This window comes from Bradyrhizobium sp. JHI2711, from assembly GCF_056156565.1.
Genome location: NZ_JBPZPT010000001.1, coordinates 1,795,345 through 1,813,248, shown reverse-complemented (window position 1 = coordinate 1,813,248; position 17,904 = coordinate 1,795,345). Strand labels below are relative to the sequence as shown.

Annotated in this window: 12 protein-coding genes; 11 read left to right on the top strand and 1 reads right to left on the bottom strand. The window is 64.4% G+C overall.

Features of this window, described 5'->3' with window-relative positions; all coding sequences use genetic code 11:
• Positions 1-114: 114 nt before the first annotated feature.
• The 11 genes from ACTEK7_RS08585 to ACTEK7_RS08535 all read left to right on the top strand — a co-directional run bounded on the left by ACTEK7_RS08585 (position 115) and on the right by ACTEK7_RS08535 (position 15,245).
• Positions 115-1,695 carry a Do family serine endopeptidase gene (locus ACTEK7_RS08585; protein ID WP_036035199.1) on the top strand — a complete coding sequence of 527 codons (1,581 nt, stop codon included), beginning with the start codon at positions 115-117 and terminating at the stop codon, positions 1,693-1,695.
• A 276-nt stretch (positions 1,696-1,971) separates the two neighbouring features.
• Positions 1,972-2,652, top strand: a complete 681-nt coding sequence (locus tag ACTEK7_RS08580; RefSeq protein WP_057027240.1) for a response regulator transcription factor — start codon at positions 1,972-1,974, stop codon at positions 2,650-2,652.
• Positions 2,653-2,833: 181 nt separating this feature from the next.
• Positions 2,834-4,060 carry a TetR/AcrR family transcriptional regulator gene (locus tag ACTEK7_RS08575; protein ID WP_225145986.1) on the top strand — a complete coding sequence of 409 codons (1,227 nt, stop codon included), beginning with the start codon at positions 2,834-2,836 and terminating at the stop codon, positions 4,058-4,060.
• Between the two features lie 275 nt (positions 4,061-4,335).
• A complete protein-coding gene (locus ACTEK7_RS08570) occupies positions 4,336-5,568 on the top strand; it encodes a branched-chain amino acid ABC transporter substrate-binding protein (RefSeq protein WP_225145985.1) in 1,233 nt (410 codons plus the stop codon).
• A gap of 114 nt (positions 5,569-5,682) precedes the next feature.
• Positions 5,683-6,630 (top strand): branched-chain amino acid ABC transporter permease, encoded by a 948-nt coding sequence (locus ACTEK7_RS08565; protein ID WP_036005767.1) that lies wholly within the window; start codon positions 5,683-5,685, stop codon positions 6,628-6,630.
• Positions 6,627-7,931 carry a branched-chain amino acid ABC transporter permease gene (locus ACTEK7_RS08560; protein ID WP_225111756.1) on the top strand — a complete coding sequence of 435 codons (1,305 nt, stop codon included), beginning with the start codon at positions 6,627-6,629 and terminating at the stop codon, positions 7,929-7,931. The genes ACTEK7_RS08565 and ACTEK7_RS08560 overlap by 4 nt, the downstream gene beginning before the upstream one ends.
• Positions 7,928-8,677 carry an ABC transporter ATP-binding protein gene (locus ACTEK7_RS08555; protein ID WP_036005761.1) on the top strand — a complete coding sequence of 250 codons (750 nt, stop codon included), beginning with the start codon at positions 7,928-7,930 and terminating at the stop codon, positions 8,675-8,677. The genes ACTEK7_RS08560 and ACTEK7_RS08555 overlap by 4 nt, the downstream gene beginning before the upstream one ends.
• Positions 8,677-9,372: an ABC transporter ATP-binding protein gene (locus ACTEK7_RS08550; RefSeq protein ID WP_036005758.1), complete on the top strand. Its 696-nt coding sequence runs from the start codon at positions 8,677-8,679 to the stop codon at positions 9,370-9,372. Before ACTEK7_RS08555 ends, ACTEK7_RS08550 begins: the two co-directional genes overlap by 1 nt.
• Before the next feature lie 366 nt (positions 9,373-9,738).
• Entirely contained in the window at positions 9,739-11,199 is a 1,461-nt protein-coding gene (locus ACTEK7_RS08545) for a sensor histidine kinase (protein WP_225145984.1), read from the top strand.
• Positions 11,196-14,165: a bifunctional [glutamine synthetase] adenylyltransferase/[glutamine synthetase]-adenylyl-L-tyrosine phosphorylase gene (locus ACTEK7_RS08540; protein WP_225145983.1), complete on the top strand. Its 2,970-nt coding sequence runs from the start codon at positions 11,196-11,198 to the stop codon at positions 14,163-14,165. The genes ACTEK7_RS08545 and ACTEK7_RS08540 overlap by 4 nt, the downstream gene beginning before the upstream one ends.
• A gap of 186 nt (positions 14,166-14,351) precedes the next feature.
• Positions 14,352-15,245 (top strand): LysR family transcriptional regulator, encoded by an 894-nt coding sequence (locus tag ACTEK7_RS08535; protein ID WP_036005748.1) that lies wholly within the window; start codon positions 14,352-14,354, stop codon positions 15,243-15,245.
• 227 nt (positions 15,246-15,472) lie between these two features.
• Here the strand turns inward: ACTEK7_RS08535 and ACTEK7_RS08530 are convergent, their stop codons facing one another.
• The gene (locus tag ACTEK7_RS08530) at positions 15,473-17,803 is read right to left on the bottom strand and encodes a PAS domain-containing sensor histidine kinase (protein WP_225145982.1); all 2,331 of its coding nucleotides are present in this window, start codon (positions 17,801-17,803) and stop codon (positions 15,473-15,475) included.
• Between the last annotated feature and the right edge of the window lie 101 nt (positions 17,804-17,904).

Here is a 17,904-nt window from a genome sequence, read left to right as displayed (position 1 = left end):
TACGAAAGTTTAACCCCGCCGCCAGCGCGCGGTAAGGCGGGAGTCCCCATCTTCAGGTCCGCAAGGTGCCGGCATCCGGCACCAACAGGAATTCAGGGCTCTGGAGATTTCCGCATGAACGATCGTATCGACCTTTCGAACCTCCCGTCCTACCGGCAGCCGCGCCGGTCGGTGTTTTCCGCGCGCAAGCTCGCGCTGATGGCTTCGGTCGTCGCCGGTCTCGGCGCGGCCGTCTATGGCTTCAGCCCGTCGACCTCGCCGGCCGACCTGTTCTCCAGCCCGGCGCATGCGCAGGTCAACAACGAGGTCCGCAAGGTCGAGCGTCCGGTCGGCTTCGCCGACGTGGTCGAGCGCGTGAAGCCTTCGGTGATCTCGGTGAAGGTCAACATGAAGGAGAAGACCGCCAGCAATGACGACGGCGACGATTCCTCCTCGCCGTTCCAGCCGGGCTCGCCGATGGAGCGCTTCTTCCGCCGCTTCGGTGGTCCGGATGGTTTGCCCCCCGGCCTGAAGGGCGGCCGTGGCCGCGTCGTGCAGGGGCAGGGCTCCGGCTTTTTCATCTCGGCTGACGGCTATGCCGTGACCAACAACCACGTGGTCGATGGCGCCGACAAGGTCGAGGTTACCACCGACGACGGCAAGACCTACACCGCCAAGGTGATCGGCACCGACCAGCGCACCGACCTCGCGCTGATCAAGGTCGAAGGCAGCACGAACTTCCCGTTCGCCAAGCTCGCCGACAGCAAACCGCGGATCGGCGACTGGGTGCTCGCGGTCGGCAATCCCTTCGGTCTCGGCGGCACCGTGACCGCGGGCATCGTCTCGGCGAGCGGCCGCGACATCGGCAACGGCCCGTATGACGATTTCATCCAGATCGACGCGCCCGTGAACAAGGGTAATTCCGGCGGTCCGGCCTTCGACACCAACGGCGAGGTGATGGGCGTCAACACCGCGATCTACTCGCCCTCCGGCGGCAGCGTCGGCATCGCGTTCTCGATCCCGGCCAACACCGTCAAGAGCGTGGTTGCGCAGCTCAAGGACAAGGGCTCGGTCAGCCGCGGCTGGATCGGCGTCCAGATCCAGCCCGTCACCTCCGACATCGCCGACAGCCTCGGCATGAAGAAGGCCGAAGGCGCGCTGGTGGCGGAGCCGCAGGCCAACGGTCCGGCCGCGAAGGCCGGCATCGAGTCCGGCGACGTGATCACCGCGGTCAACGGCGACCCCGTCAAGGATGCCCGCGAGCTCGCCCGCACGATCGGCGGCATGGCGCCCGGCGCGTCCGTGAAGCTCAACGTGCTGCACAAGGGCCAGGACAAGATCGTCAATCTCACCCTCGGCCAGTTGCCGAATACGGTCGAGGCCAAGGCCGATACCGACAAGGACAGCGGCAAGGGCGCCAGCAAGGGCACCGACGTGCCGAAGCTCGGCATGACCGTTGCGCCGGCCAATTCCGTGGCCGGTGCCGGCAAGGAAGGCGTCGTGGTCACCGAGGTCGATCCGAAGAGCGCGGCGGCCGAACGCGGCTTCAAGGAAGGCGACGTGATCCTCGAGGTCGGCGGCAAGAGCGTGGCGACCGCCGGCGAAGTCCGCGACGCCATCAATGCGGCGCGGACCGACAACAAGAACAGCGTCCTGATGCGCGTGAAGAGCGGCGGCCAGTCGCGCTTCGTCGCGGTGCCCATCGCCAAGGGCTGAGGCCTTCAGGAGGCCCACGAGATGAAGGGTACCGCCGGCATCAGTCGCCCCCGCCGCCGGTGCCCTTCTGGGAAGCAGCGCAACGCTGGCTTCCCTCATCTACCTTCCGGTGGAATTACGCCCCCCTCCGTCGGAAGGCCTAGGGCGGTGAGGTCCCCCCAGCTTCACCGCCCGCCTTTTTCCCCGCTTCGAGCCTCTCCTGCTCGGCTTGCATGCGGTCGCCGCTCGCGCCATGTTTAGAGAAGGTTGACCTCCTTGACCGCCGCCGAACGCACGATGCGCCTCCTCATCATCGAAGACGACCGTGAATCCGCCGATTACCTCGCCAAGGCGTTTCGCGAAGTCGGACACATCGCCGACCACGCCGCCGACGGCGAGGAAGGCCTCGCCATGGCCGAGAATGGCGAATACGACGTGCTGGTGGTCGACCGCATGCTGCCCAAGCGCGACGGCCTGTCGCTGATCGGCGCATTGCGCGACAACGGCAATACGACGCCGGTGCTGATTCTCTCCGCGCTCGGGCAGGTCGATGACCGCATCAAGGGTCTGCGCGCCGGCGGCGACGATTATCTGCCGAAGCCCTATTCCTTCGCCGAGCTGCTGGCCCGCGTCGAAGTGCTGTCGCGCCGCCGCGGCGGTCCCGCCGAGGAGACGCTTTATCGCGTCGGCGATCTCGAGCTCGACCGGCTCTCGCATCGCGTCGCCCGCGGCAAGGACGAGCTGACGCTGCAGCCGCGCGAATTTCGCCTGCTCGAATATTTGATGAAGCACGCCGGCCAGGTGGTGACGCGCACCATGCTGCTGGAGAACGTCTGGGACTATCATTTCGATCCGCAGACCAACGTCATCGACGTGCACATCTCGCGGCTGCGCTCCAAGATCGACAAGGGCTTCGAGCGCCCGCTGCTGCACACGATCCGCGGCGCCGGATACATGATCCGTGACGGCATGAGATAGGGCGTTCGGCGTCGATCTACGGCGCGCCTGCAATCATCGGCTGCGTCTTCATTTGCACCGCCGTCCGAGGGTTGCGGGCGATACTGGCCTAACGCCTCGTCCGATGGCAAGAATATCCGACGTGTGGTAGTGGACGTTTCACCGGGGTGAATCCGTCCACGATCAGGAAGGATATTCAAGCTTGCAAGTCGCCGCCTTCCCGTCCGACCGAGCTGAAGAGATCCTCGTGTCGGCTTCCAAGCTGTTTGCCCGCCATAGCTATGCGAATGTGACGATGGAGCAGGTCGCAGCATCGGTTCGATCGGTGCCGGGAGCGCTGTACCACTACTTCCGCGACAAGGAAGACCTGATCTTTCACTGCTACCTGCGCGGTCTTGCGATCTACAGGCACGAAATCGAGACGGCGGCCGAACCCGGGATAGACGGGCTCGAAATCGTCAGGCGCTTCATAAGAGCCCGGCTGCGGCCTGAAGGCCAGCGCATGATCCTGTTCTCCGACATCGATGCACTGGCTGCGTCTTACAGCAAAGACGTGCATGCCAGGCGCTGGCAGAATGCCGCGCTGCTCGCCGACTTTCTGAAGCGTGGCATTGCCGACGGCTCGATTGCCTGCGAGGAGCCGCTCCTTACGGCCGTCGCCCTCATCTCCATCCTGGATTGGGTTCCGTTCTGGTTCTCCGAGCGCGACTATTATTCGCGCCAGCAGGCGATTGATGCCATTGACGACATCATCACGCACGGGGTGTATCGGCGTGAGATTGCCTTACCGGACATGCCTGAAGCGCCGAGCCTGGCACCATTTCTCCAGTCCCGCTCGAAATTGAACAAGCGCGCCGCGAAGCTGGACAGGATGCTCTCGATTGCTTCGGACAGTTTCAATCGAAGGGGCGCGTCCGGTACGTCGCTCGAGAGCATCGCGGCGGAGGCAGGCATGACCCGCGCCGGCATCTATTATCATTTCAGCGAGAAGGAGCGCCTCTTGCTGGCTTGCCTGCGAAGAGGTCTGGCCGGTGAGATCGGGATTCGAGAATATTTGCAGGACCTGAGGCTCGGGGCGTTCGATTACGTCGTCCAGAGAGTCCGCCTGTTGTTGATGCTGCACGATACCCCTTGCGGCCCGAAGGCGACCTACCACAACATCAACTATCTCAACGACGTTGACCGCAAGCACTATGTCAGACAGGTGCTCGCAACGATCCAGCAGGACCAGAGAAACCACCAGTGTTGGATCGACGAGGGATACTTCCGCAGCGTCGACACTTACTTCGCCGAACGCGTTCTGACTGGAATGGGCCACTGGTACCCGATCTGGTTCAGGGACGAGCGGAGCTGGTCTCCGATGCAGATTGCCGATTATTTTTCGCGGCTGTTCCTTTTGGGGCTCAAGCCCCGTCGGGCAGTGGTATAAAGCAACCAATCTGAGACCCTGATCGCGCTCTTCATCCTTTCCCGTTCGGACTTGATGACAGCCGCAGATTGAGCGCGGCTTTGATCCCAAAAGTTGCCTGTGAATTCAATATTCCGGACGGCGCGCGGCAATCTTCACGTTGAGGCCGCAATTACTTCTTGCACCAAAACTTTACACAGTATTCAATATTGGAGTAGCGAAGAGTGGGCGCGACCGACGTTGTGAGTCAGCTTCGATCGCCAAGGACAAGAACATACAAAAGGGAGAAGGCCAGGATGCACAAGCTCGCAATTGCTGCGGCGGCAGCGCTGACGATGCTCGGAGGAGCGGCATTCGCGCAGGAAACAATCAAGTTCGGCTACATCGATCCGCTGTCCGGCGGTGGCGCCAGCATCGGTGAAGGCGGCTTGAAGACGTTCCAGTATCTGGCTGACGAGATCAACGCCAAGGGCGGCATATTGGGCCGCAAGATCGAGATTCTGCCTCTCGACAACAAGACCAACCCGCAGGAAAGCCTGGTGCAGGCGCAGAAGGCCATCGATGCCGGCGCCCGCTTCATCACGCAAGGCAACGGCTCGTCGGTCGCCGCAGCGCTGTCCGACTTCGTTACCAAGAACAACACGCGCAATCCCGGCAAGGAAGTGCTCTACTTCAACTATGCCGCCGTAGATCCGAGCCTGACCAACGAAAAGTGCAGCTACTGGCATTTTCGCTGGGATGCGAGCTCCGACATCAAGATGGAAGCGCTCACCAGCTACATGAAGGACGTCCCCGCGATCAAGAAGGTGTACCTGATCAACCAGGACTACTCCTTCGGCCAGTCGGTGCGTGCGGATGCGCGCAAGATGCTGGGCGCCAAGCGGCCCGACATCCAAATCGTCGGTGACGAACTGCATCCGCTGTTGAAGATCACCGACTTCTCGCCTTATATCGCCAAGATCAAGGCTTCGGGCGCCGATAGCGTCGTGACCGGCAACTGGGGCCAGGACATCGCACTGCTGCTCAAAGCCGCGGCGGACGCCGGCCTGAAGGTCAATTGGTACACCTACTATGCCGGCGGCGCTGGTGGTCCGACCGCAATCAAGCAGACCGGTCTCGACCATCAGGTCTTCCAGATCACCGAGGGCTTTGCCAATTCCGGCCACCAGCCGGCGATGGACTTCGAAAAGACCTTCCGTGCCAAGGTCAACATGTCGCTTTGGTATCCGCGCGCCGTCAACGAGATGCGCATGTTCAAGGCCGCGGCCGAGAAGGCCAACTCGCTCGACCCGGTGAGGGTCGCGGCTGCCCTCGAGGATCTCAAGTTCGAGGTGCTGGATGGCGGTGAGGGCGTCATGCGCAAGGACGATCACCAGTTCTTCCAGCCGATCTACATCTCCTCCTTCGGCAAGCTCGCTGCAGACGAGCCGTTCGACGAGGAAGGCACCGGCTGGGGATGGCATCTGGTTTCCAAGATCGACACATCCAAGACGATGGTTCCCACAACCTGCAAGATGACCCGGCCGTAAGCCTGGAATAGCTTTGCCTTCCCGCAGCCGACAGCGGCTCGCGGGAAGGTTGCTGCTCGCATCCGGACCGACTTCGCCGGGGCCGTTTCTGTCCCGGCCAGAGCTGTGATTACTGTGCTTGAACTGATCGTTATATCGACGCTGAACGGTCTGCTGTTCGGCATGCTGCTGTTCCTGCTGTCGAGCGGCCTGACCGTCATCTTCAGCATGATGGGCGTGCTCAACTTCGCCCATGCCAGCTTTTACATGCTCGGCGCCTTCTTCGGTTTCCAGCTCACCAAATGGATTGGCTTCTGGCCGGCCCTGCTGCTGGCTCCGCTGCTGGTCGGCGCGATCGGCATGGCGGTCGAGCGCTACGGCCTGCGCAATACGCACAAGCACGGCCATGTGGCGGAGTTGCTCCTGACCTTCGGTCTTGCGTTCGCGATCGAAGAAATCGTGGCGATGATGTGGGGCAGGAGCCCCGTCGATTACCGCGTGCCGGCGCTGCTCGACTTTCCGGCCTTCACGATCTTCTCGACGAATTATCCCGCCTACAAGATTTTCATGCTGGCCGTGTCGATCCTGATATTCATCGTGTTGCTGATGGTGCTCAAGCGCACGAGGGTGGGCCTGATCGTTCAGGCCGCGCTGACGCATCCTCATATGGTGGGGCATCTCGGTCACAATGTCGGACGCATATTCATGCTGGTGTTCGGCGTCGGCAGCGCGCTGGCGGGAATTGCCGGCGTGATCGCCGGTCCGGCGCTGGTGACGCAGTCCGACATGGCCGCGGCGCTGGGACCGATCCTGTTCGTCGTCATCGTGTTTGGCGGCCTCGGCTCCTTGCCGGGCGCCTTCATCGCCTCGCTGGTGATCGGCCTGATACAGACCTTCGCGGTGGCGCTGAACGGTTCGTTGGCGAGCGCCTTCGGTCCGCTCGATCCGTCGGCAGGGCCGTCCGTGCTCACCGACATCTGGAACGTCACCATTGCCCAGGTGGCGCCGATCGTACCCTACCTGCTGCTGGTGATCATTCTGATCGTACGCCCCATGGGCCTGATGGGGACGCGCGAGACATGAACGCCAAAACGACATCGACGCCGACATCGACAATCGCAGGGAAGCCGGCCGGCGACGGCCTGCGCTTCTACGGCATATGGCTTGCCGGCATCGCCGTGCTGATCGTGCTGCCGCTGATCTTCTCCTCCGGCGGCTCGCTGACGTCCTTCAGCCTGATCGGCATCGCGATCGTGTTCGCGCTGTCCTACAACATCCTGCTCGGCCAGACCGGCCTCTTGTCGTTCGGCCATGCGGTGCATTACGGCCTCGGCGGCTTCGCAGCGTGCCACATGATGAATGCAGTGGTCTCGCACGGCTGGCCAATCCCGCTGCCGTTCATACCGCTGTTCGGTGGACTCGGCGGCCTCGTTTTCGCGATCATCATCGGCTGGCTGATGACCAAGCGGGCTGGTACCGTGTTCTCGATGATCTCGCTCGGCATTGCCGAACTGGTGGCGTCGTCCTCGCTGATCCTGCGTTCGGTGTTCGGCGGCGAGTCCGGAATATCGACCGACCGCACGGCTTTGCCGAAGATCTTCGGCTTGAGTTTCGGCCCGCAGCTTCAGGTCTATTACCTCATCGCGTTCTGGCTGGTGATCTCGGCCGTCGCGATGTATGCGCTGACGCGGACCCCGCTGGGGCGAATCAGCAATGCGGTGCGGGACAACCCCGAGCGCGTCCAGTTCATCGGTTATGATCCGCACGTGGTGCGCTACATCGCCTTCTGTTTTGCCGGCTTCTTCGCTGGCGTGGCAGGGGGCCTGGCCGCGATCAACTTCGAGATCGCCAACGCCGCCTATCTCGGCGCGATCCAATCCGGCCTCGTGCTGTTCTCGACCTTCATTGGCGGCGTCGCGTACTTCTTCGGACCCATCCTGGGTGCAATCCTCGTGACCTATCTTCAGCTCGGGCTGACCAGCGTCACCGGCGTGTGGCAGCTCTATTTCGGCATTATCTTCATCGGCATCGTGATGCTGTCCCCCGGCGGCATCGCCGGGCTGGTCATGATGCACCGGCCGCTGGTTCGCGCCGGAACTCTGCCGACGGTGATCCCTTCCTATCTGATCGCGGCGGTGCCGACCTTGGCACTGGCTTGCGGTGTGATCCTGACGATCGAATCGATCGCGCGCACGCATAGCGGTCAGGGCAATCCGATCAACCTGTTCGGCGTTGCCTTCAGTCCGGCGTCGCCGCTGACGTGGGCGAGCGCGGCGGTCCTCCTCATCGGCGGCTTCTTCGTCGCGCGCCTGAGCTGGCGGCGCGTCGCCGAGGCATGGGACCGCGCGGCGACGGTCGCGCGCGATCGGGGGTACTTGGCATGACGGCAGCGATCGAAGTCCGCGCCGTTGAGAAGCGCTTTGGCAATGTCGGCATCATCCGCGATCTCAATCTCAGCGTCGCGCAAGGTGAGCGTCACGCCATCATCGGTCCGAACGGTGCCGGGAAATCGACGACGTTCAATCTCATCAGTGGCCACATCAAGCCGACCTCGGGCGAGGTGAGACTGAACGGCGATGTGATCTCCGGCCTCAGGCCGTTCGAGATCAACCGGCGCGGCCTGTCGCGGTCGTTCCAGGTCACCAACGTATTCGCGCGCATGTCGGTCTGGGAGAACGTCCGCTGTGCCGTGCTGTGGGCGACGGGGCACCGTTACGCCTTCTGGAAGAACGTCGATAGCCTGCCGGAGGTGCGCGAGCGCACGGCGCAAATCCTCGACGACATCCATCTGACGCATCGGCGCGATGTTCCGGCCGGCTTGTTGACCTACGCGGAGCAGCGCGAACTCGAGATCGGCATCACCATCGCCAGCGGCGCGACCGTCGTGCTGCTGGACGAACCGACGGCGGGCATGAGCCACGCCGAGACCGACCGCGCGGTGTCGCTGATCCGGCGCCTGACCGAGGGCAAGACCCTGGTCATCGTCGAACACGACATGAGCGTTGTGTTCGGCCTGGCCGACCGCATTTCCGTGCTGGTCTACGGCCACATCATTGCTTCCGGCACGCCGGAGGAGATCAGGCGGGACCCGAAAGTTAAGGAAGCCTATCTCGGCGAGGAGGCGCACTGATGCTGGAGGTCAGGGACCTGCACGCCTATTACGGCAAGAGCCACATTCTCCAGGGCGTCGATCTCGACGTTGCGGCAGGCGAGGTCGTCAGCCTGCTCGGCCGCAACGGCGTCGGACGTTCGACCACTGTCAAGGCGATCATGGGCGAGGTTGCGCCGCAAGGCACGATCCGCTTCAAAGGCAAGGACATCGCGGGGCTGCCGAGCTACAGGATCGCGCGCCTCGGTCTCGGCTATGTGCCGGAGCATCGGGACATCTTTCCGGGGCTGACGGTCCGCCAGAATCTGCTCCTCGGCATCAAGGATACGCGGCGTCCCGGCAAATGGCAGCTTCAGGACATGCTCGACATGTTTCCGAATCTTGCCGCGCGGGCAGATACGCCTGCGGGGGTGCTGTCAGGCGGCGAGAAGCAGATGCTCACGACGTGCCGGACCCTGATGGGCGACCCCGATCTCATCATGATCGACGAGCCGACCGAAGGTCTTGCGCCCTTGATCGTGCAGCAGGTCGGCGATCTCATCGCCCGCATTGCGCAGGCCGGCGTCGCAATTTTGCTCGTCGAGCAGAAGCTGTCGATTGCGATGAAGATCTCCAACCGCGTCTACGTCATGGGGCACGGTCGTGTGGTCTTCGAAGGTACGCCCGAGCAACTGAAATCAAACAGCGACGTTCGCGCGCAATGGCTGGAAGTGTGAGGGAAGCCGGCGGGTTCGACCGCAATGGCGCGATGCCCTCGACAAGGACGTCCGCCCGTAACGGCTGATGTTCCTCAGCGTGGTCGGAAGGGGAGGCCCACAGCGGATCACTGCTCCCGCAGGCTCCGTCCGGTGTCCGCATGGCCCGAGCTTGCGGGGATTTAACTTGGTTCCGATCGAGTGCCCCTTTAACGTTCCGCGTGCGCCTATCACGTGTGGTCACGAATGCCTTTCGCGTTGCTCGTTCCACAAGGGACCTAGGCGCAGGTGCGACAATCTAAAGGCTATGTTATTGTAAACAAAGCGAAATACGTGAGTGTCGATGCTCGTGATGCAGGCGCGTGGTTGAAACTGGGTACATGATCCGTGACGGCATTCGGTAAACTCGTCCGCACCACGGCGTTCCGGCTGACGCTGGTCTATCTGCTGCTGTTCGCGATGTTCGCGGCCTCGCTGCTGGCCTATTTCGCCTGGAATACGCGGCGGCTGATCACCGAGGAGATCACGCAGACCGTCAATGCCGAGACCTCGGAGATCAACGAGATCTACGACCGCCGCGGCCTAGTCGGTCTCGTGCGCACGATCGAGTATCGGGCGCTGCGGCCAGGCGCCAATCTCTATCTCGTGACCACGCCGACGGGCCAGGCGATCGCCGGCAATGTCGGCTCGCTGGCGCCGGGCGTTATGGCGACGCGCGGCTGGTCGGAGACAGCCTACCGGCGGATCGAGGACAGCGATGACCGCGATCATCGCGCGCTCGTTCGCGTCACCGAATTGGAGAACGGCTTCCGGCTTCTGATCGGCCGCGACTTGGCCGAGCGGCGGCGCCTGTTCGGCATCGTCGCCAAGGCGGCGCAATTTTCGGTCCTGATCGTCGTCGTGCTCGGCCTCGGCGGCGGCATCTTCGTCGCGCGGCGGGTGCTGAGGCGCATCGACGCGATGACCGGCACGGCGCAGCGGATCATGACCGGCGATCTCAGCGAGCGCCTGCCCGTAGGGCGCAGCGGCGACGAGATCGATCGCCTCGCCGAGAACCTGAACGCCATGCTGGAGCGGATCGAGGCGCTGATGGCGGGACTGAAGGAGGTTTCCGACAACATCGCCCACGACCTCAAGACGCCGCTGACACGGCTGCGCAATCGCGCCGAGGAGGCGCTGGCGAGATCGGGCTGCGAGGCGGATTATCGCGCCGCGCTGGAGCGGACCATCGAGGAGTCCGACGGGCTGATCCGGACCTTCAACGCGCTGCTGATGATCGCGCGCGCGGAATCCGGACAGGCGCGCGGCAACATGGACGACTTCGACGCCGCAGAGGTCGCGGAGGGCATCCACGAGCTCTACGAGCCGCTCGCCGAGGACGACGGCATGACCCTGAAGGTCAAGTGCGAGCCGACGCCGGTTCATGCCAATCGCGAGCTGATCAGCCAGGCGCTCGCCAATCTTGTCGAGAACGCGATCAAATACGGCCAGCCCGCGGCACAGCCAGCGGGAACCGTGGTCAGCATGGACGCGAGGCAAATCACGATCGAGGCGAGGCGCGACGGCGACCAGGTGCTGCTCAGCGTCACCGATCGCGGCCCCGGCATCCCCGAAGCCGACCGCAAGCACGTCATCGAGCGATTCGTGCGGCTGGAGGCCAGCCGCACGCTGCCGGGCTCGGGCCTCGGCCTCAGCCTCGCCTCGGCGGTGGCGACGTTGCACGGCGGCGAATTGCGCTTGGGCGATGCCCATCCCGGCCTCGTCGCCACGCTCGTGCTGCCGGCGCGCGCGGGCGCCGGCGACAGGGTTGCTCCGCCAACACCGGATGTGCCACAGAAGGTGGCATGAACCACTCCGCGCCGGGAAACGCGGACAAGCATGGTGAGAGGCTGGCCGCACGCTTCGCGGAGGCTCCCCATATTGCCGCTTCCGCAACCGATGAACCCCGTTTCGAAAGCTGGCTGGCCGAGCTCGAGCCGGCACAATCGGCCCGTCTCGAAACGCATCTCGGCCATCCCTTAGCCCGCGAGATCCTGACCGGGATTGCGGAATTCTCGCCCTATCTGTTCGAACTGGTGCGCGCCGATGCCTTGCGCCTGATCCGGCTGCTCGAATGCGATCCGGATGCGCATCTGACGGCGCTGATCGCGGAGGCGCGCAGCGCGGTGCTCGCGGCTTCGGAGGAGGCCGAGGTGATGCGGCTGCTCCGCCGCATGAAGGCTGAGGCTGCGCTCCTGATCGCGCTGTGCGATATCGGCGGTGTCTGGCCGGTGATGCGGGTGACGGCGGCGCTGACCGATGTCGCGGTGTCCTCGGTGCAGGCGGCACTGCAATATCTGCTGCGGCAGGAAGCCGCACGCGGCAAGCTCTCACCGCCCAATCCCGAGGCACCCGAAGAGGGCTGCGGGCTGATCGTGCTCGCGATGGGCAAGATGGGTGCGGGCGAGCTGAACTATTCCAGCGATATCGATCTCATCGTGTTCTTCGATCCCGATGCGACGACCCTCGCGCCCGATATCGAGCCGCAGCCGTTCTTCGTCCGCGTGACGCAAGGCATGGCGCGCATCCTGCAGCAGCGCACCTATGATGGTTACGTCTTCCGCGTCGATTTGCGACTGCGGCCCGATCCGTCCTCGACGCAGGTGGCGATCTCGCGGGACGCCGCGCTGAACTATTACGAGCGGGAAGGGCGCACCTGGGAGCGCGCCGCGATGATCAAGGCGCGGACCTGTGCCGGCGATTCAAAAGCGGGCGAGGCATTGCTCGCCGAGATCGCGCCGTTCGTCTGGCGCAAGCATCTCGACTTTGCCGCACTTGCCGACGTACACGACATGAAGCGGCAGATGCAGACCTATCGCGGCCAGAGCGAGGTTGCGGTCGAGGGCCACAACGTCAAGGTCGGACGCGGCGGCATTCGCGAGATCGAATTCTTCGCGCAGACCCAGCAATTGATTGCCGGCGGCCGCCATCCGGAATTGCGGGTGCGGCCGACACTGCGGGCGCTTGACGTGCTCGCCGCCAGCAACTGGATCACTGTGGCGGCGCGTGACGAGCTGGCGACCGCCTACGAATTCCTGCGCCGTGTCGAGCATCGCCTGCAGATGATCGCCGACGAGCAAACCCACACGCTGCCGGAGGACAAGCAAGCGGTCGAGCGCTTTGCGTGGTTCTTCGGCTATCGGACTCGGGAGGCCTTTGCGCGCGACCTCTTGCGCCAGCTCCAGATCGTCCAGGGCCATTACGAAAAACTGTTCGAGGGCGATGACCCCACCGGCACGGCGAGGCTGCCGGCGCTCGACTACGGTGCGGGCCCCGATGATCCGCGCCTGCTGCAGCACCTCGCGACGCTCGGCTTCAAGAAGCCCGCCGCGGTCGCGCAGACGGTGCGCGACTGGATCACCGGCGACTATCGCGTCTTCCGCGTTGAGGCGACGCGAAGCGCCTTCGTCGAGTTCGTGCCGGCCTTGATCGACGGCCTTGCCCATGCCGAAGAGCCGGATCGCGCCGTCGTTTCGTTCGATCATTTCCTCGGCGCGCTGCAGCGCGGCGGCCGGCTGATCACGCTGCTCGGCCAGAACCGCGATCTCGTCGCGCTGGTGGCGCTGGTGCTGGGAGCCGCGCCGCGGCTCGGCGACATGCTGGCGCGGCAGCCTCAGCTGATGGATGGCCTGATCGATCCGCGCTTCTTCGGCGCCATGCCCGACAGGCAGGAATTGTCGGGGCGGCTCGCGACCACCGTGCAGGACGCCGGCTCATACGAGGAGTTCCTCGATCGCCTGCGCCTGTTCGGGCAGGAGAGCCTGTTCCTGATCGGCACACGCATCCTCTCCGGCACCGTCTCGGCGCAGCAGGCGAGCACGGCCTTCGCCGACGTCGCGGAGGGAATCGTCCACACCGTGCACGGTCTCGTCGCCGATCGCTTCGCCGCCCAGCACGGCCGCATCAAGGGTCAGGAGACCGCGATCGTCGCGATGGGCCGGCTCGGCAGCCGCGAGATGACGGCCTCGTCCGATCTCGACCTGATCCTGCTCTATGATTTCGACGGCGACCATCCGGACTCCGACGGGGTGAAATCGCTTCACGGCGCACACTATTTCGCCCGTTTCACCCAGCGCCTGATCAGCGCCTTCACGACCCGCACCAATTACGGCGTGCTCTACGAGATCGACATGCGGCTGCGGCCCTCGGGACGCGCAGGTCCGGTGGCTTCGAGCCTCGTCTCGTTCGCGGACTACCAGGCGAACGAAGCCTGGACCTGGGAGCACATGGCATTGACGCGTGCGCGCGTAGTCTCGGCTTCGTCCGAATTCCGGGAACGGATCGAGCGCGTCATCCGCGATGTCCTGACCCGCCGCCGCGATCCCGCCATCACTGCCAACGACGTCGCCGACATGCGGCGCGCGATCGCGCAGGAGAAGGGCGAGGCGGATTGCTGGGATCTCAAGCATGCCGCCGGCGGCATGGTCGATATCGACTTCATCGCGCAGTATCTCCAGCTCGTGCACGCGCACGACAAACCCGAGATTCTCGACGTCAGCACCATGCAGGTGCTGGAGAATGCCTGCAGGATCGGCGTGCTCGCGCAATCCGAGACGGAGATTTTGCGGGCCGCGGCGCGGCTCTATCACGACCTCACGCAGATCCTGCGTCTCTGCGTCAGCGAGCGCTTCAAGCCTGATACCGCCGGCACCGACCTGCAGCGCGTCATGGCGCGCGCCGGCGACGCGCCGGACTTCTCCTCACTGGAGGCGCGGGTGAAGGAGACCCAGAGCGAGGTGCGGCGCGTGTTCAGGGCGCTGCTGGAAGGGTCATAGCCTGCTTCAGCGCGGTGACCGAGCTCATCGCTCAGAAGCTGCGATTGCGGATTCGGACCGATTTGCAACCGCAATCGATCGATACGGATTGGTCATGAAAGTTGGGTCGGCTGCGGGTTTTTGCGTGTTGGTGCAGGCCCGGCGTGCTAGCTTGCGTGCCACGATGGAATCCGAGGGGACGGCCGGTTGATCGACAAGCTTGAACTATTGCTGGCGCTGGCGAAGGAGCGGCATTTCGGACGCGCGGCCGAGGCCTGCGGCGTGACGCAACCGACGATGTCGACCGGGCTCAAGCAGCTCGAGGAGATTCTCGGCGTGATGCTGGTCCAGCGCGGCTCGCGCTTTCAGGGATTTACCCCCGAAGGCGAGCGGGCGCTGGACTGGGCGCGGCGGATCGTCGGCGATGCCCGCGCAATGCGCGACGAGATCAACGGGCTGAAGCATCAGCTCTCCGGCGAGATCCGGATCGCGGCGGTCCCGACCGTGCTCGGCATGGTCGCCGCGCTGACGACGCCGTTCCGTGCCAAGCATCCGGAGGTGCGCTTCCGCATCCAGTCCACCACCTCGTCCGAGGTGCTGGGGCTCTTGGAAAATCTCGAGGTCGATGCGGGGCTGACCTATATCGAGAACGAGCCGATCGGCAAGGTGCGCACCATCCCGCTCTACAACGAGAGCTATCGCCTGCTCACCGCGCCGGACGCCATGTTCGGCGATCGCGAGACGGTGACCTGGACCGAGGTCGGGCAGGTGCCGCTGTGCCTCTTGACGCCAGACATGCAGAACCGCCGCATCATCGACCGCGCATTGCGATCGGTCGGCGCGGAGGCGACGCCGACGCTGACCTCGAACTCGCTGCTGGTGCTGTTCACGCACGTCAAGACCGGGCGCTGGGCCAGCGTGATGCCGGCCAAGCTCGCCGAGACACTCGGCCTGTCCGACACCGTGCGGTCGATCCCGATCGTCGACCCCGAAGTCAATTACAGCATCGGCCTGGTGATCCCGCAGCGCGATCCCATGACGCCACTGATCGCGGCTCTGGTCAACGTCGCGCGCGAAGTCGCGCCGACGCTGCAATCGTAAGCGGAAGGTCTTTTGGCTGAGCCGAGTGAACCGAGAGCTCTTCTTCCCCTCTCCCCTTGTGGGAGAGGGTGGCTCGCCGCGTAGCGGCGAGACGGGTGAGGGGTATCTCTCCTCCCGAAAGTATTGCGCGTGGATAGACACCCCTCATCCGGCGCTTCGCGCCACCTTCTCCCACAAGGGGAGAAGGGCATCCCAGATCGAAACTGACTCGATCGTTGCTCGCGGTTTTAAGCCGCAGCCGATATCCCCGATCCCGCCTTCACCGCATCCCGCGGAAGGGTCACGCGGACGACGGTGCCGACCTCGATCTTCGAGCGCAGGCGCATGGAGCCGCCGTGGAGCTGCGCCAGTGAGCGGGCGATGGCAAGTCCGAGGCCGGAGCCGTGATAGGTCTTGGTGAGCTGGCTCTCGACCTGCTCGAAGGGGCGCCCGAGCCGCGCCAGCGAATGCGGTGCGATGCCGATGCCGGTGTCGGCGATCATCAGCACGATCCTGTCGTCGAGCTGCCGGCTGCGCACCACGACGCGTCCGCCGTCCGGCGTGAACTTCACGGCGTTGGAGAGCAGGTTGACGATGATCTGCTTGGTGGCGCGGCGGTCGGCGACGACCGAGATGGATTTTGCGATGTCGGCATCGAGCGTCAGGTGCTTGTCCTGCGCACGGCCGGTGACGACCCTCAACGATTCGGCGAGCGTCTGCGCGAGGTCGAGCTCTTCCATGTCGAGCTTCATGCGGCCGGCCTCGATCTTGGACATGTCGAGGATGTCGTTGATGACCTCGAGCAGATAATGGCCGCTGGTCAGGATGTCCTGGCAATATTCCTGGTACTTCTCGCTGCCGAGCTCGCCGAACATGCCCGACCCCATGATCTCGGAGAAGCCGATGATGGCATTGAGCGGCGTGCGCAGCTCGTGGCTCATATTGGCGAGGAATTTCGACTTGGTCTGGTTGGCTTCCTCGGCGCGGGTCTTCTCGCGCTGGTACTTCTCGGCGAGGTCGGCGAGCTCGACCGCCTGGCGCTCCAGCGCGGCCTGCGAGCGCTTGAGGTCGATGACGGTGGCGCGCAGGCGCAGATCGTTGTCGACCAGCTTCTGCTCGTGCTCCTTGATGCGGGTGATGTCGGTGCCGACCGAGACGTAGCCGCCGTCCTTGGTGCGGCGCTCGCTGATGTGCAGCCAGCTGCCGTCATCGAGCTGCGCCTCGAAGGTGCGTGCGCCCGGGCCCTGGGCCGCGGTCTCGTTGTGGCGGGTGCGCACCTCCGGCATGCGGCCGACCTCGAGCACGGTCTCGTAGGAGGTGCCGGGGATGACGGCGCTGTCGGGCAGCTTGTGCAGGCGCTGGAAGTGCGAGTTGCAGAGCACCAGGCGGTCGCTCGCATCCCACAGCACGAAGGCCTCCGGAATGGTCTCGATCGCGTCGCGCAGGCGGAGGTCGGCTTCCACGGTCCTTTCGGCGAGGCTCTTCTGCTCGGTGATGTCGACGGCGATCCCGATCAGGTGCACACTGGAATCGGTCGCCCCGCGGGTCTTCTCGCAGCGGACGCGAAGCCAGATCCAGTGGCCGTCGACATGCTGCATGCGGAAGGTCTGGTCGATGTGGTCGATCTTCTCGGAGATGAGCTGGTCGGCGATCTCGAACAGGTCGATGTCGTCGGACTTCACCAGCGCATTGACCTCGCCGAAGGTGAGGAGCTCGTGGCGGCCGTCGAGGCCGAGCATCGAGAACATCGATTGCGACCAGAAGATCCGGCCGCGCGACAGGTCCCAGTCCCACAGCCCGCAGCGGCCGCGGTTGAGCGCGGTGTCGATGCGGCCGCGCACCGCGTCGTTGATGAGATCGCCTTCGCGGGCGCGGGTGGACTGCCAGTGGAAGGCGAAGCCCAGGATCAGGACGACGAAGCCCGTGGTCGCCGACAGCGTCACCGAGAGCGCGGCGTCCGAGCCCCAGATCGGCTCGTTGCGCTCCTGGATCACGGTGACGAAGCCTGGCAGTGACTTGATCTGTCGGGAGGTCGCCATCGCCGCATTGCCGCTCGGCAGCGTCATGTCGGAGACGCTGGCATCGCGTGGCGGCGCCGCGATCAGCTGCGCGGTCGTGATCGCATCGAGCAGGCGATCGTTGCCCGAGGGGTCGCTGTCGGCCGGGATGCGGGCAAGGATGCGGCGGTCGATGCCGGCGGAGGTAACGATGACGTGGCGGCCCGAAGCCGTGGCCCAGGACGGAATGAGATCGGGCAGCAGCGTCGGCAGGCTCTCGATGTTCTTGAGCCGCTCCTGCCGAACCGAGGAGAGGCGATCGATGCGCTCGGCGAGCAGGTCGGCGAGGGCCGATATGTCGTGGCGGATCACCAGCCGCTTCTGGCGCGTCTGATCGACCACCTGCACGAAGGCACCGAGGCAGATCGTGATCAGGAAGGCGATGATGAGCGTCGGCACGGCGCGACGAAGCGCCGGCTCCGCGATCAACAGCCGATGATAGGCAGGTTTCGCGATCGATTGCGCCAATCCCTTGATCGAATCGGATTGGACGCACGCGTTCGCGGCGTCTGCACGCGACATGCCTTCGGCCCCCTGAAAAACGAGTTCCGGAAGCAGCCCCACGTCACTTCCGAATCACAGCGATTTGAATCCAGTTTTCGCGGGCTGTCGAGAGTCAACGA

Excerpts from the sequence above, each read along its gene's own strand:
- ACTEK7_RS08560 (WP_225111756.1), top strand. The coding sequence starts at position 6,627 with ATGAACGCCAAAACGACATCGACGCCGACATCGACAATCGCAGGGAAG.
- ACTEK7_RS08540 (WP_225145983.1), top strand. The coding sequence starts at position 11,196 with ATGAACCACTCCGCGCCGGGAAACGCGGACAAGCATGGTGAGAGGCTG.
- ACTEK7_RS08550 (WP_036005758.1), top strand. The coding sequence starts at position 8,677 with ATGCTGGAGGTCAGGGACCTGCACGCCTATTACGGCAAGAGCCACATT.
- ACTEK7_RS08530 (WP_225145982.1), bottom strand. The coding sequence starts at position 17,803 with ATGTCGCGTGCAGACGCCGCGAACGCGTGCGTCCAATCCGATTCGATC.
- ACTEK7_RS08580 (WP_057027240.1), top strand. The coding sequence starts at position 1,972 with ATGCGCCTCCTCATCATCGAAGACGACCGTGAATCCGCCGATTACCTC.
- ACTEK7_RS08555 (WP_036005761.1), top strand. The coding sequence starts at position 7,928 with ATGACGGCAGCGATCGAAGTCCGCGCCGTTGAGAAGCGCTTTGGCAAT.
- ACTEK7_RS08570 (WP_225145985.1), top strand. The coding sequence starts at position 4,336 with ATGCACAAGCTCGCAATTGCTGCGGCGGCAGCGCTGACGATGCTCGGA.
- ACTEK7_RS08585 (WP_036035199.1), top strand. The coding sequence starts at position 115 with ATGAACGATCGTATCGACCTTTCGAACCTCCCGTCCTACCGGCAGCCG.